Raw genomic sequence first — 22,664 nt, forward strand, 5'->3', positions numbered from 1 at the left:
GAGGTGTAGCCATGAACGATTCACTGTCTTCGATGATTGTCCCGGGCGTGCTCTGGGGCCTGGTACTGTTTTCCGTGGTCAGCTGGGCGATTTTGCTGGTCAAGTCCGCCCAATACTTGCGGCAGAAATCCCAGAACAAACAATTCAGCAAAGCCTTCTGGGGCGCGCCGGATTTGCTCACCGCCGCCGAACACGCCAGCCAATATCCGGGCTCACTGGCGCGGATCGCCAGCAGCGGCTTCGAAGCCTTGCTGGTTGACGAGTCACCCCGTACCACCCAGCAACTGGCCCACACCATCAACCGTTCTGATCGGCTGGAACGCAACCTGCGACAGCAGATCCAGAAAGAGCGTCGCTCGCTGGAAAATGGCCAGGCGATCCTCGCCAGCATCGGCAGCACCGCGCCGTTCATTGGCTTGTTCGGCACCGTGTGGGGAATCATGGAAGCGCTGCAAAGCATCGGCGCCAGTGGTTCCGCCAGCCTGGAAACCGTCGCTGGACCGATTGGCCACGCGTTGATCGCCACCGGTGTCGGCATCGCCGTCGCGGTGCCGGCAGTGCTGATTTACAACTTCTTCCTGCGCCGTTTGAAACTTGCCTCGGCGGACATGGACGACTTCGCCCACGACTTCGACGCCCTCGCCTCACGCAGTGCGTTTTCCATCACTCGCCAGGCCATCGCCAGCAAAAACCCAGCCGCCGTGCGGGAGGCTAGCTAATGTCTTTCTCCACTCAAGACAGCGATGAAGTGCTCAGCGAAATGAACGTCACGCCGCTGGTGGACGTGATGCTCGTGCTGCTGGTGGTGTTCATCGTCACCGCGCCGCTCATGACCAACGCGATCAAGGTGAACTTGCCTAAAACCGACGCCGTCGCCCCTGCTGAAAAGAAAGACCCGGTGGTAGTCAGCGTCGATCAGGACGGCAAGTTCTACCTGGCCAAAACCGAGGTCGCACCCGAATCTCTGGAGGCCAGCCTCAAAGAGGTCAAGGCCAGGGACAGTGAAGTGCGTATCCAGTTGCAGGCCGATTCCGCCGTCAATTACGGGCAGGTGGCGAAGGCCATGGCCTCAATCGAGCGCTCGGGCATCACCAAGATATCGGTGATGACCACCCGCTGAGTCCGGTGCCGGGCGTGCAGTGAGGGTCTCGCCCGGCACCGTTCGTTGATTCCCGTCGCAATCAGCCGACCGAAAAACGCCACGCGTCTTCGGAGGGGATCGGCTTGCTTGAAGAAAGTGGTTTTCCGGGCGCGGTACCACCGATGCCGGAGCAATGAGGGCTCACAAGGCCATTTCGATAAACGTCTAATAAAGTCGGAAGTAACCATGCTGATGAACATTCCACGTTTCACGCTCAAGCCGTTGGTGGCGACGATTCAACGTCACCGTTTTGTTCCGTTGTACCTGGTTGCCATGGGGATGAGCGCCGGGTCGTTGCAGGCCGCGGAAACGGGCGCCGAGGGCGACAGCAGCAACGTCGTACCGGCCGCCAGTGCGGCGGTGGTCGCACCAGCCACCACGCAGCTGCAACGGGTTGAAGTGACGGGCTCGGCGATTCGTCGGGTCGATGCGGAAACGGCGGTGCCGATTACCATTCTCAAGGCCGACGAACTGCGCAAACAGGGCGTGAGCACTACCGCTGAGCTGGTGCAGCGCATTACCGGTAGCCAGTCGATCAACAACAGCGCCGGCTCCGTGGGCTCGGCCACCGGCGGCGCCTCGTTTGCCGACATGCGCGGCATCGGCGCGAACAAGACACTGGTGCTCCTCAACGGCCGGCGCCTGGCCAACAACGCCCTGTCCGGGACTAACTCGGCCGGCGGCGCCGTCGACTTGAACATGATTCCGTTCGCGGCCATCGACCGCGTCGAAGTCCTGCGCGACGGCGCATCGGCCCTCTACGGCACCGATGCGATCGGCGGCGTGATCAACTTCATCACCAAGAAAGCCATGACGGACGGCCAGTTGACCCTTGGCGGCGAGACCCCGACCCATAGCGGCGGCGGTGCGACCAAGGACATGAGCGCCAGTTGGGGTTACGGCGACGTGGAGCAGGACCGTTTCAACGTCCTCGGCGTGTTCAACTACAACAAGCAGCAGAACCTGGAAGCCAACGACCGTTCGTTCGCAACCGATTTCGTCCCCGGCCGAGGCCTCGACCAGACCTCCGGCACCGCGTTCCCCGCCAACTACAGTCAGAATGGCAACGCCACCAACCCGCTGTCCAACAGCAACTGCAACGCACCGAACCTGGTCGGTCGGGACGGCGTATGCCGCTTCAGCACACGGCAGTTCATCGACCTGGTGCCGCAAACCGAGAAGACGTCATTCTTCGGCAAGACCACCGGCAAACTGGCAGACGATCACAACGTCAACCTCGAATACTTCTGGTCACGCAACGACAACGCCACCACCGTGGGCCCGGCTCCGCTGACCGGCCAGACGTTGGACGCCTCCTCGCCCTACTTCCCTGGCAATGGCATCACGGCGGCACCGACCAGTTTCGCCCTGGACCCGACGCAACCAATCGGCGTTAACTGGCGCGAAACAGCGGCCGGCCCACGGCAATCCAAGGACCAGAACACCAGTCAACGGTTCGTATTGAGCTTCGATGGTCTGGTCAGCGGCTGGGATTACAACGTCGGCGCCTCGTATAACCAGAACAAAATCGTTTCCAGCGTTACCAGTGGTTATGTCAGCGACTCGGCCATGACCGCAGGCTTGGCCAGTGGCTTGCTCAATCCGTTCGGCCCGCAAACCAGCGCCGGGCAAACCTACATCGATAACGCGGCCTACCACGGCGCGTACTCCACCGCCGTTGGACGAGTGGCCGGGTTTGACGGGCGCATCAGCCGTGAAATCGGCGACTGGTTTGGTGCTGGCCCTTCAGGACTGGCGTTGGGCGGCGAGTACCGCAAAGAGAAATTCCACCAGGATTACGAACAATTTGCGGGTGATATCCAGAGCTTGGGCGTCGACCCGGCCGGCAGCGTCGAGGGCGACCGGAGCGTGAAAGCTGCCTACGCGGAAATCAACGTCCCGGTGCTCGACAGCCTCGAATTGTCCGCCGCCGTGCGTCACGACAAATACAGCGACTTTGGCAGCACCACCAACCCCAAATATTCGTTCCGTTACCAGCCGCTCAAAGAGCTGGTGGTGCGCGGTGCCTACAGCGAGGGTTTCCGTGCGCCGTCACTGTATGAGCTGTATTCGCCGCGCAGCCTGACCTACACCCTGGGTTACTACAACGACCCGGTGCTGTGTACCGGCGGCGTAGTGCAACCGGGGGGCAACGGCGGGCGCGACTGTGGTCAGCAGTTCCTCAGCCAGATCGGCGGCAACGAGAAACTGGCCCCCGAGAAGGCGCGCAACGTGACATTGGGCTTCGTCTATCAGCCGATTCGCGACCTGTCGGTAGGCTTGGATTTCTGGTGGATTCACATCTCCAACCAAATCCAGCCGTTCCCGGAATCCACCGTATTTGATCAGTCCGGCACTTATGCTGATCGCTTCGTGCGCAATGCCGACGGCACGCTGAACTACATCGTGACCGGCAACGCCAACCTGGGGATCGTCAAGACCAACGGCGTGGACGTGTCCCTCGACTATCGGTTCCCGAACACTCCGTATGGCCAGTTTGGCTTGGGGCTGCAAGGCACCTATGTCGATCGATACGACTTCCAGAGCACCATCAAGGGCCCGTACACCGACAAGGTCGGGGACTTCGAGGGTGATGGCGTGATCGCTCGCTGGAAACACAACCTGAGCGGCACCTGGACCCTGGGCGCCGCGCGGGCGTCGCTGACCAACCGCTTCACCACCGGCTACAACGATTACGACCGCACCACCAACCCTCGTGTTGCTTCGTACTCGGTGTGGGACCTGTCTGCCGGCTATACCTTCGACAAGGTCCTGGACGTGGATGCCGGACTGAAAAACATGTTCGACCGCGACCCACCCTTCTCCAACCAGGCCTACAACTTCCAGAGCGGTTATGACCCGCGCTACGCCGACCCACTGGGCCGCACCTTGTTCGCACGCATGACGTACCACTTCTGAGTCACGGTCGGGGATCGCAATACTCCGGCCTTCCCCGACCTCATTGCGAATTCGCACCCCACGGTGGCACGCCGGCCACTGTGGGCTTTTCGGGTTTAGAGGAACGACTTCATGACATTCATGCGCAACGTGGCGGGTCTGCTGCTCGGCGGCGCCCTGCTCTGCAACGGCGCGTCTGTAATGGCCGCCGGCAGCTACGCGATGACGGTGTATGGCGAGGCGCCAAAGTACCCGGCCAATTTCCAGCATTTCGACTTCGTTGATGCCAAGGCGCCCAAGGGCGGATCGCTCAGCCGCGCGTCCATGGAGATCGGCCAGTACAACTACATCACGCCGTATGCCGACCAAGGGATTTCGGTGGTGCAGGTCAACGACTGGGTGTACGCACCCTTGGCCTTTCGCTCACTGGATGAGCCCTACACAGTTTATGGCCTGGTTGCCCAGCAAATGGAACGCGACGCCGACGGCTTATGGGTACGCTTCACCCTCAACCCCGCCGCCCGCTTCGCCGACGGCACGCCTATCACCGCTGAGGACGTGCGCTACACCTTCGAGCTGCTGATGACCAAGGGCAGCCTGAGCTACCGCCAGCAATACGCCGACGTCCAGGACGTGCTGATCGAAGGACCGAATCAGGTTCGCTTCAACTTTAAGAACAACCTCAACCGCACCCTCGCACTGGATCTGGCGACGATGCGTGTGCTGCCCGAGCACTGGTGGAAAACCCGCGACTTCGCCAATGGCGGCGGTTTCGAGCCACCGCTGGGGAGCGGCCCGTACACCGTCAGCAAGGTCGATGCCGGGCGCAGCATCAGTTTTGCCCGCGACCCGAACTGGTGGGGCAAGGACCTGCCCGTCAGCCGTGGCATGTACAACTTCGACAGCCTGACGGTGAACTTCTATGGCGACACCGACGTCGCCCGCCAACTGTTACAGGCCGGTGCGTTCGACTACAACCGCGAGTTCTCCTCGTCCGGCTACGTGGTCGGTTACGACAGCCCGGCGCTACGTGATGGTCGTTTGCAGCAGTCAATCCTCGCCCCGGCCAAACCAACGGCGGCCCAGGGTTTCGTTTTCAACCTGCAAAACCCGCTCTTCCAGGACCGCCGTGTACGTCAGGCCCTGACCCTGCTGTGGGATTTCGAATGGACCAACAAGCAGATGATGCGCGGCTTCTACGTGCGCCAGAACAGCTACTGGCCGAAAAGCGAAATGGCCGCCAGCGAACTGCCGGACGCGCGTGAACTGGAAATCCTCGAACCGCTGCGCGGGCAAATCCCGGATGAGGTTTTCACGCAGGTTTATCAGGCGCCGAAAACCGATGGCAGCGGCTATATCCGTGACAAGCAACTGCAAGCGTTGAAGCTGCTGGCTGAGGCCGGTTGGACGCCAAAAAACAATCACCTGGTCAACGCCGCCGGCAAGCCGATGGCATTCACCTTCCTCGACGGCCAGGGCGGTTTCGACCGCATGTTGCTGCCGTTCAAGCGAACCCTGGCGCAGATCGGCATCACCCTCGACCTGCGGCGGATCGATTCGGCGCAATACGTCAACCGCCTCAACGCCCGGGACTACGACATGATCGTCACCAGTTTTCCACGCAGCGGCGACCCGATTGTTTCCCCCGGTCGCGAGCTTTACAGCCTCTACGCCTCGCAAAGCGCCACGCAAGTCGGCAGTTCCAACTCGATGGTGCTGGCCAATCCGGCGGTGGATCGGCTGATCGATGGCCTGGTCCAGTCCAACTCCCGCGACGAAATGGTGCATTACGCCCGCGCCCTCGATCGGGTGCTGCAATGGGGTTACTACATGATTCCCAACTACTACTCCAAAGGCACACCGACGGTGTACCAGAATCGCTTCGGCATGCCCGCGACCCAACCGGCGTATGACGAAGGCCTGAACACGTGGTGGGAAGTCGCCGCCAAGCCGTTGGACAACCAGCAGATGAGCGCCCTGCGCAAACTCGCGGGGGTGCAGTGATATGTGGCGCTATCTGAGTCGACGCGTGTTGCTGATCATCCCGACCTTGCTGTGCATTCTGGTGGTCAACTTTCTGATTGTGCAGGCCGCGCCGGGCGGTCCGGTGGAACAGGCCATCGCCCGCCTGCAAGGCTTTGGCGGCAACGCCATGGGCGGCGGCGGCGAAGTCTCGGCCGTCGGTGGCGCCGGGCGCAGTAGCCGCGGCCTCGATCCGGCACTGATCGAGGAGATCAAACACCACTACGGATTCGACAAACCGCTGCACGAGCGGCTGTGGCTGATGCTCAAGAACTACGCGCAACTGGACCTGGGTGACAGCTTCTTTCGCGGCGCAAAAGTCACCGACCTGATTGTGCAAAAGCTCCCGGTGTCGATTTCACTCGGGCTCTGGGCGACGTTGATCACCTACTTGATTTCGATCCCGCTGGGGGTGCGCAAAGCGATCCGCAACGGCAGCGCCTTCGATGTCTGGACCAGCACCGCGATCATCATCGGCTACGCGATGCCAGCGTTTCTGTTTGCGATTCTGCTGATCGTGGTGTTTGCCGGCGGCAGCTACGTCAACTGGTTCCCGGTGCAAGGTTTGGTTTCGGACAACTTCGACACTTTGAGCCCGCTGGGCAAGGTCGGTGATTACCTCTGGCACCTGGTACTCCCGGTGTCCGCGCTGGTGATCGGCGGTTTTGCCACGCTGACCATCCTGACCAAAAACAGCTTTCTCAACGAGATTAGCCGCCAGTACGTCATCACCGCCCGCGCCAAGGGCTTAACCGAACGCCGAGTGCTCTACGGCCATGTGTTTCGCAACGCGATGCTGCTGGTGGTGGCCGGGATTCCCCAGGCGTTGATCGAGGTATTTTTCGCCGGTTCGCTGCTGATCGAAACCATCTTTAACCTCGATGGCCTCGGGCGCATGAGCTACGAAGCCGCCGTATCACGCGACTACCCGGTGGTGTTCGGTGCGCTGTTCCTGTTCACCCTGTTCGGGCTGCTGATCAAGCTGATTGGCGACCTCTGCTACACCCTGCTCGACCCGCGCATCGACTTCTCGGCGAGGACTGCCTGATGTTCACATTCTCGCCTTTGGGTAAACGCCGTATCGCGCACTTCAAAGCCAATCGGCGCGGGCGCTGGTCGTTGTGGCTATTCATCGGGCTGTGCCTGATGTGCCTGGGCGGCGAGCTGATCGCCAATGACAAGCCGCTGATCGTGCATTACCACGGTGCCTGGTACTTCCCGATCATTGAGGACTATGACGAAATCACCTTCGGCGGTGAGTTGCCGTTCCAACCGGACTACGCCAGCGCCTACGTGCATAACCTGATTGAAGGCCAGGGTGGCTGGATGCTGTTTCCACCGATCCCGTTCAGCTATGACACGGTCAATTACGATCTGACAGAACCGGCCCCGAGCCCACCCTCGGCGAGCAACTGGCTGGGCACCGATGACCAGGCGCGAGACGTATTGGCCAGGGTAATTTTTGGCACGCGTATTTCGATTCTGTTTGCCTTGCTGCTAACCGCGATCAGCGCCGTGATCGGCATCGGGGCCGGGGCGTTGCAGGGGTATTACGGTGGCTGGGTTGACCTGATCGGGCAGCGCTTGCTGGAGATCTGGTCGGGGCTGCCAGTGTTGTATTTGCTGATCATCTTGTCGGGGTTTGTCTCACCGAGTTTCTGGTGGTTGCTGGGGATCATGGCGCTGTTTTCATGGCTGGCGCTGGTGGACGTGGTGCGTGCCGAATTCCTCCGGGGGCGCAATCTGGAGTACGTGAAAGCCGCACGGGCCCTGGGCCTGACCGACAGCGAACTGATGCGCCGGCACATCCTGCCCAACGCCATGACCTCGACCCTGACCTACCTGCCGTTCATTTTGACCGGCGCCATCGCCACCCTTACCGCGCTGGATTTTCTCGGGTTCGGCATGCCGGCCGGCACGGCGTCGCTGGGTGAGTTGATCGGCCAGGCCAAGCGCAATCTGCAAGCACCGTGGCTGGGACTGACGGCGTTTTTCGCGCTGGCGCTGATCCTTTCGTTGTTGGTGTTTATCGGCGAGGCCTGCCGCGATGCGTTTGATCCCCGATCTTGATCCACGATCTTGATCCACGATCTTGATCCCTCGAGTTTGCTCCCAGGAACTGAAATGAACGACAACCTGATCGAAATTCGTAACCTGCGTGTCGCCTTCGGTGGCCAGGAAGTGGTGCATGGGCTGGACCTGGATATCCGGCGTGGTGAGTGCCTGGCGCTGGTCGGTGAGTCGGGCTCGGGCAAGTCGGTGACGGCACACTCGATCCTGCGGTTGCTGCCGGGTAAAACCGTCGCCACCGAAGGCACTATTCGCTACAACGGCGTGGACCTGGTGTACGCCAGTGAACAGCAAATGCGCGGTTTGCGCGGCAACCGGATCGCGATGATTTTCCAGGAGCCGATGACCTCGCTGAACCCGCTGCACACAGTGGAAAAACAAGTCAGCGAAGTCTTGGAAATCCACAAGGGTTTGAAGGGCCGTGCCGCTCAGGCGCGCACCATGGAGCTGCTGGAATTGGTCGGCATTCGCGAACCGCACAAACGGCTCAAGGCCTACCCGCATCAGTTGTCGGGCGGCCAGCGGCAACGGGTGATGATCGCGATGGCGCTGGCCAATGAGCCGGAGCTGTTGATCGCCGATGAGCCGACCACCGCGCTGGACGTGACGGTGCAACAGAAGATTCTGGAGTTGCTGATTGAGTTGCAACAACGCCTTGGCATGTCGCTGCTCTTGATCAGTCACGACCTCAATCTGGTGCGTCGTATTGCGCAGCGAGTGTGTGTCATGCGCGAGGGCGAGATTGTCGAGCAAGCCGATTGCGAGACGCTGTTTCGGGCGCCTCAGCATCCCTACAGTCGCTTGCTGATCGAAGCCGAGCCGACGGGCGCGCCCGTGCCCAGTCAGTACGATCACAACTTACTGGAAGTGGACAACCTCAAGGTCTGGTTCCCCCTGCCCAAAGCGCTGTTCAGCCGTCATCAGGACTACATCAAAGCGGTGGACGGTGTCAGTTTGAGCCTGCATCGCGGCAAAACCCTAGGCATCGTCGGCGAGTCTGGCTCGGGCAAGTCCACGCTGGGTCAGGCGATTCTGCGGCTGGTTGAATCCGAGGGTGGCATCCGCTTCGGCAACAAAGAATTGAGCATTCTCAGCCAACGCCTGATGCGGCCCTTGCGCCGGCAAATGCAGGTGGTGTTTCAGGACCCGTTCGGCAGTCTAAGCCCGCGCATGTCGGTGGAGCAGATCATCGCCGAAGGGTTGTTGACACACGGCATTGGTACGGCAGCGGAGCGTGAGGCGGCGGTAATTCGAGTGCTGAAGGAAGTGGGCCTCGACCCACAAAGTCGCCATCGCTATCCGCACGAGTTTTCCGGTGGCCAGCGCCAGCGCATTTCCATCGCCCGCGCACTGGTGCTGGAGCCGGCATTGATTCTGCTGGACGAACCAACCTCGGCGCTGGATCGCACGGTACAAAAACAGGTGGTGGCGTTGTTGCGCGAGTTACAAATCCGCCATGGCCTGACGTATCTGTTTATCAGCCACGATTTGGCCGTGGTGCAGGCGCTGGCCCATGATCTGATCGTGATCAAGGACGGCAAGGTGGTGGAGCAAGGCTCATCGCGGGAGATTTTTTCAGCGCCGCAGCATCCCTACACCCAAGAGCTGCTCGCGGCCTCGAGTCTGAAGCGGCCAGGTGCAGTGAAGCCGCAGGCAATGCCCATCACCTAACGCAGTGGGCTTTGGGGTGGTCCTGAATTTTTTTCAGGTCGCTGCATCCAAACCCCTCTGCGGTGGGTAGTACCTGTAGCAGCCCCTGAGGCTGCGACGCAGGTTACTCATTGACGGAGAGCTATTGATGAACGCTAAACAGCTGATTTGCCTTGCCGGCGTGTTCGCCGCCGCCCCTTTTGCCTACGCACAGAGCGACTTGCCGGACAGTGTCAAAGTCCCGGCTGGGCACAAGGTTGCGATGCAGACCACCGCCATCGGCGAGATTACCTATTGATCTGTTGGCCCCCAAGTTGCGCCTCCTCTACAGATTCAACTGCATCTGAGCCTGTCCCTGGAGGCCGGATACCTGACTGGCGAAAAACCTGTCTCGCCGGAGCTGCTTGAGTCGGTGCTGTCGCGTCAACTGGGTGATCTGGAACCGACGCTGACGCGCCATGGATACTGTATGAAAGACTTGGTGGAGCAGTTCGCCGCCAGCTCCACTGAGATCAAAGCGTTGTTGAGCAATATGCTCGATCCGACACGGGCTACCGAACTGCGGGACAAGATGCTGGCCGCAGGGTTGCCGATTTAACATAACGGTCAGCTATCAGGACGTATTGTGGGGTATTGCGAGCATGGCCGTTTTCGATTGCAAACCGCTACCGATAGCACTCGCCCTATCCCGCATCCACTCATAATTAAGCGGTTACACCGATGAATAAATCTAAGTCCTCTGGTAGAGACTCACCAACAATGCTCGCAATCTGCTGTACCTGTACAGCATCAAGTAGCCAGTCACCATCAGGGCTGCTACCTAGATCAGACCACCCCAGAACATCCAACACTCTTTGTTCAAACTCATGAGCTACATCTAGCTCGTACTTCAGCGAGTCATCTTCGTTATCGCCTGGCAAAAAACCGCTAATCCATAAAAACATGATGATATCTCTCTTATTTCGGGGTTGTTCTTCCCGGTTTGGCGGGTTTGGTTTGTTCACCTGTTTCGGGGTCAAACTCGCCAAGGTGGATGGTTCCTTGCGGGCTATAAATTTCAACTTTCCCGTGCTGGCTGTCCCATTCGTAGATGCGCCCTTTGCTGTCTTTCCAACGTCGCCGCTTACCACCGCCTCCTTGGATAGAGCTTTTATCTTTTGCCGGTTTAGCGTCTGGAAAAGCAGAAAGCTCTTTGGGGGGCTTGTGGTACTTAATATCCCCGCCACCCCTGACGTTGATTGACAGGTAGATCGGCGCAACCTGGGGCTGGCTCGGGAACCAGATTATCGCGTCCTGGTAATCGGGCGGATGCACCGGGTTAATCAGGATCTGGTCGGCCTTCTCGCCCGGTGGATACACCCACACCGCAGGCTTTAACGAGGCGCCCTCGAGCGCAGGAATGCCCAACACTTTGTTGGGATCGGCGGCGGGCGTCCAGATGACCTCGATACCGCCCCCCATGTCCGCAACCAGTTGCGCACCACGCGCCTGCGCGGCGATAACAGGAACACGCTGCCATTCGCGTTTTGTCCCGGTATAGAACCCATATACGCTCACGGAACCATCCGGGAGGTGTTTAACGTTTACTCGCACCCGCGTATTTCCTTCGCTGAGCTGGGCGTATTGCTCGGACGTGTAGAACGCGCTGTCGGGTGAGGTCGTGTTAGGCAGCACCATGCCAATGATGATTTTCACATTCGGCGGGGCCAACGTAGACAAGCTGCCCCCCAAGCGCTTTGCCAACTCGATGGCGCTCCCAGAACCGCCAATCCACTCCAGCGCCGCCCCGGCATTAGAGACCGCCGTCCCCATACCCAGCACCGCATACGCGCCATACTGGCTGAGCGACTCCACCGGCACAAACCCGTTCGCGTTGCTGTGGTTGATAATCCCATCTGGCAACGCACACGATTTGGCGAAAACGCAGCCGTTGAGCAGGGGCGAGGGAACTTTTTTTACTGGAGCTGGGGGCTCTGGCCGGGGTGATGGCTCGACCAACTGCCGGTTCCGTTTTGCACGCAATAACGCGTCTAAACGCGCCTTTTCTTTCATCGCTTGCTCGTAACACACCTTGCAGTGGTGTCCTGCCCAGTTCCCTTCAGCCATTTCATTCTCATCCTGATTTCAGACAAGGAGTCTACCGGCCAGAGAGCAAGTGAAGCCAGACCTGTGCGTTTGGTCGAATAGCGCGTAATTCAATGAGGACGCCATGAGCAAAAGTGATCGCAAAGGTCTTGACCTTGCCCTGTTGATTGCGGGGTCGTGGGGATGTTCTGCGCGGCAAAAGCGGCGTAGATGTCGCTGGCCCAACCGGAGCGGTCGATGGTTTTGGCGGGCAGCAACTGCACGATTTGCGCGGTGACTTCGGCTGCTGGACGGGCCGCTGCCTCGTGGGCGCGCTGAGTGCCGCAACCGGCCAAGGCCAGCAAGCCGACGATGCTCATGATCAATCGATAGGGCGACATGTTGCTCCATGAAATCCGTTTAGCCAGGCCAACCCTACGACTAATGCAAGTTGCAGGCTATGACTGTGGTCATCGGTGGCTGTTCCCTTCTCTGCGCCCACGATTGGCCATGGCTCAATTCCGCGGTGATGACAAAATGATTGCAGGACGTTACTGAGAAACACTACCATTCGTACCTGGAGTCGCATTTGCGCAAGGAGTTCCCCGCGCCGTCATCTTTCCTTTTTCTCATCGGCGGCACGCCGCCAGGATTGAACATGCCCACTCCAGCTCGACTCGGCGTTCCTTTTCGTCCGACGCTCCTCGCCTTGTTTTGCTCACTGTCCTTCACCGCCCATGCTGCCGCCCCCGAAAGTGAAGGTAAAACATGGGTGCTGGACGACGTAAACGTCAACGCACAGGCGCCAACGGCATCGGGCCTCGCCCCGGCCTATGCCGGTGGTCAAGTGGCTCGCGGAGGCCAACTCGGCGTTTTGGGCAATCAAGAGACGATGGACGTGCCGTTCAGCGTCGCCTCCTACACCGCCAAATTGATCCAGGACCAGCAAGCCGAAACCGTCGGCGATGTACTGCTAAACGATGCCTCAGTGCGCCAAGCCACCGGCTACGCCAACCAGGCTCAGGTCTTCGTGATCCGCGGTCTAGCGCTCAATGGCGACGATATTTCCTATAACGGCCTCTACGGCGTGCTGCCACGGCAGATTATTTCCACCGACGCGCTCGAACGCGTGGAAGTCTTCAAGGGCCCGAACGCCTTCATCAACGGCGTCACCCCGACCGGCTCCGGCATCGGCGGCGGCGTAAACCTGCAACCGAAACGCGCCGACGACGTGCCGCTGCGTCGTTTCACCAGCGACATCAGCAGTGACGGTCGGGTCGGCGAGCACTTGGACATTGGCCAGCGTTTCGGCGAGGACAACCGCTTCGGCGCACGGCTCAACCTGGCCCAGCGCGAGGGCGATACCGGTATCGACGACGAAAACCAGCGCTCAAAACTATTTGCCCTCGGCCTCGATTATCGCGGTGACGCCCTGCGCATCTCCGGCGACTTCGCCTACCAGAAGCAGCGCATCAATGGTGGACGCAACTCGGTGTTCCTCGGCAGCGCCACCCAAGTTCCGGACGCGCCGTCGGCCGACACCAACTATGCGCCGAAGTGGGGTTACACCGACATCGAAGACACTTTCGGCATGCTGCGCGCCGAATATGACCTGAACGACAACTGGACCGCCTACGCGGCAGGGGGCGCCAAGCATACCCGTGAAGTCGGTCGCTACAGCTCCACCACCCTGACCGACAACCTCGGCAACGCCACCACCACTGGCTCCTTCATTCCTCACAATGAAGACAACACCAGCGCCATGACCGGTCTCAACGGGCACTTCCAGACCGGCTCGGTCAGTCACAAGCTGAACGTCGGCCTGGCCGGAATCTGGACCGAACAACGCAGCGCCTACGATTTCGACCTCACCCCCTACGCCAACAACCTCTACCGCCCGGCCAATGTGCCGGCGCCAGAGGGTGGCTTCTCCGGCGGCGACCTGAGCGACCCAGGCATCGTCGGCAAAACCTTCGTGCGCAGCGCTGCCGTGTCCGACACCCTGGGTTTGATGGACGATCGTCTGTTGCTGACCGTCGGCTTGCGTCGTCAACAGATGGTGATTCAGGGCTACAGCTACGGCGATGGCACGCGCACCAGCGCCTATGACGAATCGATCACCACGCCGGTGTACGGCATCGTCTTCAAACCGTGGCAACACGTGTCGCTCTACGCCAACCGCATCGAAGGCCTGGCGCAAGGTCCAACCTCGCCGACATCGGCTGGCGGTCGCGTGGTGACCAACGGCAACGAGGTCTACGCCCCGGCCCGCTCCAAGCAAATCGAAGCGGGTGTAAAAGTCGACATGGGCACCTACGGCGCAAGCCTCGGGGTGTACCGCATCGAACAGCCAAGCGATGGCTACCCGCTGATCACCAGCAACACCACGGCGGTCTATGTGCGTGAGGGTGAACAGGTCAACAAAGGCGTGGAACTCAACGTCTTCGGCGAACCGGTCAGCGGCCTGCGCCTGATCAGCGGCCTGACCCTGATGAATACCGAACTGAAGAACACCCAGAACGCCGCCAACGACGGTAACCGGGCGATTGGCGTACCGAGCTTCCAGTTCAACGCTGGTGTGGATTGGGACGTGCCGGGGCTGCAAGGCGTCGCACTGACCGGACGGATGCTGCGCACCGGCGGCCAATACGCCGACGCGGCGAACAACCTGAGCCTGCCCACCTGGAACCGCTTCGATGCCGGTGCCCGCTACGCTTTCAAGGTCTCGCAAAAAGACGTGACCCTGCGTCTGGGCGTCGACAACCTGAGCAACGAGAAATACTGGGAATCGGCCCTCGGGGGTTACTTGACGCAAGGCGAACCACGGGTGGCAAAGTTGTCTGGCACGATCGATTTCTAATCACCGCCGCACAATGAAAAGGCCTCGCAGCTTCAGCTGCGGGGCCTTTTTCCATTGGGCTGTCCGCAGGCCTGTGCGCCCGGAGTGAACCATACTGGGTCCAGACGCCCCGGAGAGCCGAACCATGAATCGTAGTGACGTACTGATTATCGGCGCCGGCCCGACCGGGCTGGTACTGGCGCTGTGGCTGAGCAAACTCGGGATACGGGTGCGCCTCATCGACAAAACCCAGGCACCCGGCACCACGTCGCGCGCACTGGCGATTCAGGCGCGAACCCTTGAGCTGTATCAACAACTGGACCTGAGCGACACCATCGTGCAGCAGGGTCACCGGGTGGCAGCCGCTAACCTCTGGGTCAACGGCGAAGCCGTGACGCGCGTGCCCCTGGACGCCATCGGTGAAGGCCTGACGCCTTATGCGTTCATGAAAATATTTCCTCAGGATGAGCACGAACGGCTGCTGATCGAACGCCTTGAAACCTTCGGCATCACGGTGGAACGCGGCACCACACTTGAACATTTCAAGGAAACCGGTGACGGCATCAGTGCTCAGTTGCGCCTGCCCGATGGCCGCGAGGAAACCTGCCAGGCTTGCTACATTGCCGGTTGCGACGGCACCCGATCAGTGGTGCGCAAGACCCTGGACAGCGCTTTTCCAGGTGGCACCTACCAACACATTTTCTACGTCACCGATATCCAGGCTAGCGGCCCGGCGCTCAACGGTGAATTGCACGTGGACCTCGATGAGGCGGATTTTCTCGCGGTATTTCCGTTGACCCACCCAGGTCATGCCCGGTTAATCGGCACCGTGCGCGACGAACATGCCGAACACACTGAAACCCTGCGTTTTGAAGACGTCAGCCACCGCGCTATCGAACACATGAAGGTAAAGGTCGAACAGGTGAACTGGTTTTCGACCTACCGGGTGCATCACCGGGTGGCGGAATTCTTTCGCAGCGGACGCGCGTTCTTGCTCGGCGACGCCGCCCACGTCCACAGCCCTGCGGGCGGGCAAGGCATGAACACCGGCATTGGCGACGCGATCAACCTCGCCTGGAAACTTGCCGCCGTGCTGAGCGGCGGCGCAACCGCCAAACTACTCGACAGCTACGAAATCGAACGCATCGCCTTCGCCCGACGCCTGGTGTCCACCACCGACCGAGTGTTCAGCTTCGTCACCGCCGAGGGGCGAATCGCCGACCTACTGCGCACCCGGCTCGCACCGTTTGCCATGCCGAAACTGGCGTCCTTCGCCCCGGCCCGGGAATTGCTGTTTCGCACGGTGTCGCAGATCACCCTCAACTACCGTGGCATGCCATTGAGCGAGGGCGTTGGCGGCCTCGTCCACGGCGGTGACCGGCTGCCCTGGGCACACGACGGCGAGGGGGATAATTTCGATTCGCTGAAAAACCCGACCTGGCAAGTACACGTGTACGGCGACACCAGCGACGAAATGATCGCCTGGTGCATCGAGCATCATCTGCCGTTACAGGTCTTCGACTGGCGGCCAGCCTTTGAAAAGGCCGGGTTGGCGCGCAACGGCTTTTACCTGTTGCGGCCCGATACCTATGTCGCGATTGCCGACAACAGTGCCGACCCCAAGGTGATCGAGCGGTACTTGCGGGATCACGGGATTCGGCTGTTTTTTGATTCGCAATGAACCCACTCTCCCCCGTGTGCGAGCGAACTGGCTCACACACGGGGCCTTGCAGTGCGTGTCAGATCCCGGCCAGGGCCAGGTCCATCGCGAAATAGGTGAAGATCAAGTCCGCCCCTGCACGCTTAATCGCGCCAAGGCTTTCACGCACGACGCGGTCTTCATCGATCGCTCCGGCCTGGGCGGCAAACTTGATCATCGCGTACTCGCCACTGACCTGATACGCCGACAATGGCAAGCGCGATACTTCGCGGATATCACGAATGATGTCCAAGTAGGCGCCAGCGGGTTTGACCATCAACGCGTCAGCGCCTTCCTGTTCGTCCAGCAGCGATTCACGTATCGCTTCGCGGCGGTTCATCGGGTTCATTTGATAGCTTTTGCGGTCGCCTTTGAGCGCACTGCCGCCGGCTTCGCGGAATGGGCCGTAGAGTGCGGAGGCGAATTTGGTCGAATAAGCCATGATCGCGGTCTGGGTGAAACCGGCTGCATCCAGCGCCCTACGAATCGCCTGGACCTGGCCGTCCATCGCCGCCGATGGAGCGATCACATCGGCACCGGCGTGAGCCGCAGCAACGGCTTGTTTGCCGAGGTTGATCAAGGTCTGGTCGTTATCGACTTCATGGTGATGCATCACACCGCAGTGACCATGGTCGGTGTATTCGCAGAAACACGTGTCGGACATCACAATCATGTCCGGCACCGCGTCCTTGGCAATGCGCGACATCCGCGATACCAGACCGTTGTCGCTCCAGGTATCGCTGCCGCTGGCATCCAGGTGATGAGACACACCGAACGTCATCACTGACTTGATCCCGGCACGCGCATAACGCTCGATTTCACCCGCCAGTTTCGACTCTGGAATACGCATCACGCCGGGCATGCTTTTAATCGGTACGAAATCGTCGATTTCTTCCTCGACGAAAATCGGCAGCACCAGGTCGTTCAAGCTGAACTCGGTTTCCTGGAACAGGCTGCGCAGGCTCGCATTGCGGCGCAGACGGCGTGGACGTGCTTCGGGGAACTGACTGGACATGGGCCTTCCTGAAAAACCAAAACGAGATGAAAGTCGTAGGGGACGAAGCTTATGCCCTGTGTGGTGCAAGGCACAAACCTCAGGCGTGGAAAAAACCGTTACTGACCCGGCAACAATCCCGGCCCGTGTGGGCGCACCGCACAGGGCTGACTACAGCGTCAGCGTCCCATTGATGCAGGTCACCGCCGAGCCGCCGACCCAGATTTCATCACCGACCTGCTCCACTTGAATCCGCCCGGCACGGCCCATGGTCAAGCCCTGACTAACTACATAGGACGCCGGGGCCAAGCCTTCAGCGAGCAACCATCGGGCAATCCCGGCGTTCAGGCTGCCGGTGGCCGGGTCTTCCGGCATGCCTTCACCGGAGATGAACGCGCGCACTTCAAACTGTGCATCATCGCCATCGCGCTCGGGGCACCACGGGGCGATGACACCCACCTCCAGGCCGCGCATGAGCGAATAATCCGGTTGCAGGTTCAGCACCTGCTGCCGATCCTCGACCATCACCGCCAGCCAGCCTATGCCGTTATCGACCCACTGCGACCTGACGATGAGCCCTTCAGCCAGGCCAAGCCCAAGCCGCACACGCTCCAGCACATCGGCGTCTACCGGCCCGGTCCGCAATAAGGGCGGCGCGAGGAAAGCCAACTCGGCCCCTTGACGACGGATCCGCACCAGCCCCACCCCGCACTCCTGAATGATCTCCTCCCCCTTGGGCACACCGCCCGCCTCAAGCCAGGCATGGCACGAGCCGAGAGTCGGATGACCGGCGAACGGCACCTCGTTCAAGGTAGTGAAAATTCGTACACGATAATCGGCCCGAGGGTCTCGGGGCTGAAGCAAAAACGTGGTTTCGCTAAGGTTGGTCCAGGCCGCGAAGGCCGCCATGCGCTCGTCATTCAGCTCATCGGCGCCAATCACCACCGCCAGCGGGTTGCCCTTGAGCGGGGTGCGACTGAAAACGTCTATCTGCTTGAAATTAAATGAGTGCATGGCCTGCCTTGGTCTTTAAAGTGCTATTTGGGGATGTCGAGCCCGCGGATCACCGCCGGCCGTGCGAGGAATCGCGCCAGAACCCGCGTGACATTGGGGAAGTTCTGAATGCCCACCAGATCGCCGGCCTCATAGAAGCCGATCAGATTGCGCACCCACGGGAACGTAGCGATGTCGGCAATGGTGTAACGCTCGCCCATAATCCAGTCGCGCCCTTGCAGTTGTCCATCAAGAACCTTTAACAAGCGTTTACTTTCCTCCACGTAGCGATCACGGGGCCGCTTGTCCTCGTAGTCCTTGCCGGCGAACTTGTTGAAAAAACCCAGCTGGCCGAACATCGGCCCTATGCCCCCCATCTGAAACATCAGCCACTGAAGGGTCTCGTAACGTGACGCCGATTCCTGGGCCAGCAGTTGCCCGCTCTTGTCGGCGAGGTAGATCAGAATCGCCCCGGACTCGAACAGCGCCAACGGTTGATCACCCGGCCCATGAGGGTCGAGGATCGCCGGGATTTTGTTGTTGGGGTTCAGAGAAAGGAACTCGGGAGAAAGCTGGTCCTGAGTGTCAAAGCCCACACGGTGCGGCTCGTAAGGCAAACCGATCTCCTCGAGCATGATCGACACCTTGACGCCATTAGGGGTCGGCAAGGAGTAGAGCTGCACCCACTCCGGGTACTGGGCCGGCCATTTGTGGGTGACGGAAAACGCGGACAAATCGGTCATCAGAGTCTCAATGCAAACCTTGGAGCGCCGATCATAGTGTGCAGCAGGTGCGGGCTGCGACCTTTTCCAAAGCCCATCGGGTGCGTCACCCTCGCAGACCGGTGCGCGGCAACGGCTCCCAGACTTGTCCTACCTAATCGATCTACTGCGTCCTACGCACTCTCGGGAGCACGCGACAAAGGGGCTGGGCTATCATGACTCAATCTCCCTTAATGTCCGGAATCCTTCCATGTCACTCACATCCGTAGCCGCCCCCACCCGGGGCTGGTCATTCTGGTGGAAACCCGCCCTGTTCTTGCTGGTGGCCTGCGTCGGTCTCTACTACGTCAAGTGGTCGCCTTACTACCTCAAGGCCTTCGTTGCCGCTGACAACCACAGCATCGGCGCCTCCATCCTCAACGACCAACAGTCTTCACCGCTGGCTGCGGCGCTGGCGTATGCCCAGGTGTATTTCCTGGCGATCTGGAAGGCCGCCGTGCTCGCGGTGATTCTCGGTTCCCTGCTGCAAGTATTGATTCCACGGGACTGGTTGCTGCGCTTGTTTGGCCGCGCCGGTTTTGCCTCGACCTTGCGCGGCGGCCTGTTCGCCCTGCCGGGAATGATGTGCTCGTGCTGCGCGGCCCCGGTGGCCGCCGGCATGCGTCGGCAGAATGTCTCGGTCGGGGCCGCGCTGGCGTTCTGGATCGGCAACCCGGTGCTCAACCCCGCGACGCTGGTGTTCATGGGCTTTGTGCTCGGCTGGGGGTTCACCGCGCTGCGGCTGGTGGCAGGTATCGTGCTGGTGTTCGGCGTATCGATGGTGGCCCAGCGAATCGCCGGCCCCGAAAACCTGCCTGAGGCCGCCGTCGAAGCCGTGGCCGAAGCCACCGAGCTGGATTCCCAACCCTTCCTGACCCGCTGGGGCCGGACGATCTGGCAGCTCTTCTGGAGCACGATCCCCATCTACATCCTCGCGGTGCTGGTGCTGGGCGCGGTGCGGGTCTGGGTGTTTCCGCATATTGATGGCGCGATGGCCAACAGTTTGCTGTGGCTGGTACCGCTGGCGATCATCGGCACCCTGTTCGTCATTCCGACGGCCGCTGAAATCCCCATCGTGCAAACCATGATGACCTTGGGCATGGGCACCGCACCGGCCGTCGCGCTGCTGATGACCTTGCCGAGCATCAGCCTGCCGTCGCTGTTGATGCTGCGCAAGGATTTCGAAGCGCGGGTGCTGGTGAGCGTGGCGCTGATGACCATACTGATGGGTGTGGTGTGCGGGTTGATCGGGGCTTGGGTACTTTAAGGTATTGGGTGCAGTGTTCTTGCCCCCTCATCGCGAGTTTGCGCGCGATGAGGGGGCGAAAAACCATCACCCGAGCCGATTAGGGCGCTCTCGCAAATACTCGAGAACAGCGCCCTGCTCGCCGGAAAACTCGATCCGGTGGCCTTTTTTCTCGCGTTGAAAGGCATACATCGGGTCGTAATACTCACCTAGCAGCACCTCAATCCAGTCGCGAAACAGCTCGACCGATCCGGTGCGCGCCTGCTCGGCCAATGCGTCTTCCATTTGTAGAAACATACGCTGGTGACGCTCACCACCGAGGCGGCGATAGATATTGTTCAAGCTTGAGATCAGCCGCTCGGCATAGAGCTCAAATCCCTGATCACCGTGCAGCGCTACAAACTCGGCATGCAGGTTGATCACGTAATCCTGAAGAATCCGTTCCACCCGCCCTTCGACGCTATCCTCCAGCCAAACCATGGCAAACCCTTGCATGCCTTGGTACAGCGGCAACGGCAAGGCACAACTGCCGACCATGCGACTTTCGTCTTCGAGCACAAACTGCTCGATACCCGTGGCGCGCTTTTTCAGCACATCCACCGCCAGACGGTTCTCGAAATCAATGTTGGTCGGTTGGCCTGTCGCCCGTTTGCCGAAACTGGAGCCGCGATGATTGGCGTGACCTTCAAGGTCCAGGCCATTGCTCAGTTGCGCCAGCACCTCAGTCTTACCGGTGCCTGTCATGCCACCCAACAGCACGAAGTCGCACTGTTCAACGGCCTGATCGACGGTTTCCAGCAGAAAAGTACGCATGGACTTGTAACCACCACCAATGCGTGGATAGTCGATGCCGGCCTCTTCTTTGATCCACTGCTGAACGATCTGCGAACGCAAGCCGCCGCGAAAACAATACAAGTAACCCTCGGGATTGGCCCGAGCGAACTCGACCCACGCCTGGATACGTCGGTCCTTGACCTCACCCGAGACCAGTCGTTGCCCCAGTGCAATCGCGGCCTGCTGGCCATGTTGCTTGTAACAGGTGCCAATTTGTTCGCGCTCGTTGTCGCTCATCAGCGGCAGGTTAACCACCCCCGGAAACGAGCCCTTGACGAACTCGATTGGCGCACGGGCATCCATCATCGGCCGGTCATTGAGAAAAATGTCGCGGTAATCGGTGAAGTCCATAGACATCAGAACACCTCTACCGCGTTGGTCTGTCGCTCAACCAGTTCACCAATAGGCTCAAGCGTCAGGCCCAGTTCGGCGGCGACCGCCAGGAACTGTTCGTTGCCCTCAGGCGTGACTGCAATCAGCAGACCACCGCTGGTTTGCGGATCGCACAGCACGCGTTTGTGCAACTCTTGCAAGCGTCCGAGTTTGCTGGCGTAGCTGTCGAAGTTACGCAATGTCCCGCCCGGCACACAGCCCTGGTCCAAGTAATACTCAACGCCGGGCAGCAGCGGCACGCGGGCGTACTCGATGCGTGCGGTCACATGACTGCCGTCGGCCATTTCCACCAGGTGGCCGAGCAGGCCGAAACCCGTGACGTCCGTCATCGCCGTGACACCGTCGAGTTTGCCGAAACGGCTGCCGGGTTTGTTCAGGGTACACATCCAGTCGCGGGCCAGGCCGATGTCGGCGTGACGTAGCTTGCCCTTCTTCTCGGCGGTGGTGAGGATGCCGATGCCCAGCGGCTTGGTGAGGTACAGAAGGCACCCCACGGTGGCGGTATCGTTGCGCTTCATATGGCGCTTTTGCACCAGACCGGTCACGGCCAGACCAAAAATAGGCTCCGGCGCATCGATGGAATGGCCGCCCGCCAGCGGGATACCGGCCTCATCGCACACCGAACGCCCACCGCGAATCACTTCACGAGCAATTTCCGGCGCCAGCACATTAACCGGCCAGCCCAGGATCGCAATCGCCATCAGCGGATCGCCGCCCATGGCGTAGATATCGCTAATGGCATTAGTGGCAGCAATACGGCCGAAGTCGAACGGGTCATCGACGATCGGCATGAAGAAGTCAGTGGTCGAAACCACCCCGCGCTCTTCGTCGATGGCATACACCGCCGCGTCATCGCGCGAGGCATTGCCGACCCACAATTTCGGGTCCAGGTTCTGCGCGCCGCTGCCGGCCAGAATAACCTCCAGCACCTGAGGGGATATCTTGCAGCCGCATCCTGCGCCGTGGCTGTACTGGGTCAGACGAATCGGCTCGCTCATGGGGGTACCTCGTGAAGTCAATGCCGCCGATTCTAGCAGAGCATGGACACCGCAAGGCATTT

General features: G+C 60.3%; 18 protein-coding genes and 2 pseudogenes. 12 read left to right on the forward strand and 8 right to left on the reverse strand.

Annotated elements, in window-relative coordinates:
- Positions 1-11: 11 nt before the first annotated feature.
- From RHM68_RS16250 to RHM68_RS16290, 9 genes and pseudogenes are all read left to right on the forward strand, one after another.
- Entirely contained in the window at positions 12-719 is a 708-nt protein-coding gene (locus tag RHM68_RS16250) for a MotA/TolQ/ExbB proton channel family protein (RefSeq protein ID WP_322216558.1), read from the forward strand.
- Positions 719-1,120 carry a biopolymer transporter ExbD gene (locus RHM68_RS16255; RefSeq protein WP_322216560.1) on the forward strand — a complete coding sequence of 134 codons (402 nt, stop codon included), beginning with the start codon at positions 719-721 and terminating at the stop codon, positions 1,118-1,120. The genes RHM68_RS16250 and RHM68_RS16255 overlap by 1 nt, the downstream gene beginning before the upstream one ends.
- Positions 1,121-1,327: 207 nt before the next feature.
- On the forward strand, positions 1,328-4,060 hold the full coding sequence (locus RHM68_RS16260; RefSeq protein ID WP_322216562.1) for a TonB-dependent receptor: 2,733 nt from the start codon (positions 1,328-1,330) through the stop codon (positions 4,058-4,060).
- 111 nt (positions 4,061-4,171) lie between these two features.
- Entirely contained in the window at positions 4,172-6,043 is a 1,872-nt protein-coding gene (locus RHM68_RS16265) for an extracellular solute-binding protein (RefSeq protein WP_322216564.1), read from the forward strand.
- Position 6,044: 1 nt separating this feature from the next.
- Positions 6,045-7,109 (forward strand): microcin C ABC transporter permease YejB, encoded by a 1,065-nt coding sequence (locus RHM68_RS16270; RefSeq protein WP_322216565.1) that lies wholly within the window; start codon positions 6,045-6,047, stop codon positions 7,107-7,109.
- On the forward strand, positions 7,109-8,131 hold the full coding sequence (locus tag RHM68_RS16275) for an ABC transporter permease (protein WP_322216567.1): 1,023 nt from the start codon (positions 7,109-7,111) through the stop codon (positions 8,129-8,131). Before RHM68_RS16270 ends, RHM68_RS16275 begins: the two co-directional genes overlap by 1 nt.
- A 54-nt stretch (positions 8,132-8,185) precedes the next feature.
- On the forward strand, positions 8,186-9,802 hold the full coding sequence (locus RHM68_RS16280) for an ABC transporter ATP-binding protein (protein ID WP_322216570.1): 1,617 nt from the start codon (positions 8,186-8,188) through the stop codon (positions 9,800-9,802).
- 127 nt (positions 9,803-9,929) lie between these two features.
- Positions 9,930-10,079, forward strand: a complete 150-nt coding sequence (locus tag RHM68_RS16285; protein WP_322223955.1) for a hypothetical protein — start codon at positions 9,930-9,932, stop codon at positions 10,077-10,079.
- Positions 10,075-10,379: pseudogene (locus RHM68_RS16290) on the forward strand (AAA family ATPase); the annotation flags it as partial. The gene RHM68_RS16285 and the pseudogene RHM68_RS16290, both read left to right, overlap by 5 nt.
- Before the next feature lie 106 nt (positions 10,380-10,485).
- On the opposite strand, the gene RHM68_RS16295 reads toward RHM68_RS16290, so the two are convergent.
- The 3 genes and pseudogenes from RHM68_RS16295 to RHM68_RS16305 all read right to left on the reverse strand — a co-directional run.
- A complete protein-coding gene (locus RHM68_RS16295; protein WP_322216572.1) occupies positions 10,486-10,725 on the reverse strand; it encodes a pyocin S6 family toxin immunity protein in 240 nt (79 codons plus the stop codon).
- A gap of 13 nt (positions 10,726-10,738) precedes the next feature.
- Positions 10,739-11,887: a colicin E3/pyocin S6 family cytotoxin gene (locus tag RHM68_RS16300; RefSeq protein WP_322216574.1), complete on the reverse strand. Its 1,149-nt coding sequence runs from the start codon at positions 11,885-11,887 to the stop codon at positions 10,739-10,741.
- Between the two features lie 143 nt (positions 11,888-12,030).
- Positions 12,031-12,246: pseudogene (locus tag RHM68_RS16305) on the reverse strand (DUF1615 domain-containing protein); the annotation flags it as partial.
- A 257-nt stretch (positions 12,247-12,503) separates the two neighbouring features.
- Here RHM68_RS16305 and RHM68_RS16310 point away from each other — a divergent pair.
- Both RHM68_RS16310 and RHM68_RS16315 read left to right on the forward strand, forming a co-directional pair.
- A complete protein-coding gene (locus tag RHM68_RS16310; protein ID WP_322216576.1) occupies positions 12,504-14,705 on the forward strand; it encodes a TonB-dependent siderophore receptor in 2,202 nt (733 codons plus the stop codon).
- A gap of 124 nt (positions 14,706-14,829) precedes the next feature.
- Positions 14,830-16,365 carry an FAD-dependent oxidoreductase gene (locus tag RHM68_RS16315; protein ID WP_322216579.1) on the forward strand — a complete coding sequence of 512 codons (1,536 nt, stop codon included), beginning with the start codon at positions 14,830-14,832 and terminating at the stop codon, positions 16,363-16,365.
- Positions 16,366-16,423: 58 nt separating this feature from the next.
- Here the strand turns inward: RHM68_RS16315 and hemB are convergent, their stop codons facing one another.
- From hemB to RHM68_RS16330, 3 genes are all read right to left on the reverse strand, one after another.
- Positions 16,424-17,398, reverse strand: a complete 975-nt coding sequence (gene hemB, locus RHM68_RS16320; protein ID WP_322216581.1) for a porphobilinogen synthase — start codon at positions 17,396-17,398, stop codon at positions 16,424-16,426.
- A gap of 150 nt (positions 17,399-17,548) precedes the next feature.
- Positions 17,549-18,391, reverse strand: coding sequence for a PhzF family phenazine biosynthesis protein (locus RHM68_RS16325; protein WP_322216584.1), 843 nt, complete (start codon positions 18,389-18,391; stop codon positions 17,549-17,551).
- 23 nt (positions 18,392-18,414) lie between these two features.
- Positions 18,415-19,113: a glutathione S-transferase family protein gene (locus RHM68_RS16330; RefSeq protein ID WP_322216586.1), complete on the reverse strand. Its 699-nt coding sequence runs from the start codon at positions 19,111-19,113 to the stop codon at positions 18,415-18,417.
- Between the two features lie 229 nt (positions 19,114-19,342).
- On the opposite strand from RHM68_RS16330, the gene RHM68_RS16335 reads away from it, so the two are divergent.
- Entirely contained in the window at positions 19,343-20,398 is a 1,056-nt protein-coding gene (locus RHM68_RS16335) for a permease (RefSeq protein WP_322216589.1), read from the forward strand.
- A gap of 66 nt (positions 20,399-20,464) precedes the next feature.
- Here the strand turns inward: RHM68_RS16335 and mnmH are convergent, their stop codons facing one another.
- Complete coding sequence (gene mnmH / locus RHM68_RS16340; RefSeq protein WP_322216591.1) at positions 20,465-21,568, reverse strand: tRNA 2-selenouridine(34) synthase MnmH; 1,104 nt, start codon at positions 21,566-21,568, stop codon at positions 20,465-20,467.
- Positions 21,568-22,602 carry a selenide, water dikinase SelD gene (selD, locus tag RHM68_RS16345; protein ID WP_322216593.1) on the reverse strand — a complete coding sequence of 345 codons (1,035 nt, stop codon included), beginning with the start codon at positions 22,600-22,602 and terminating at the stop codon, positions 21,568-21,570. Before selD ends, mnmH begins: the two co-directional genes overlap by 1 nt.
- Positions 22,603-22,664: the final 62 nt, after the last annotated feature.

The sequence above is a fragment of the Pseudomonas sp. DC1.2 genome (assembly GCF_034351645.1).
Taxonomy (GTDB): domain Bacteria; phylum Pseudomonadota; class Gammaproteobacteria; order Pseudomonadales; family Pseudomonadaceae; genus Aquipseudomonas.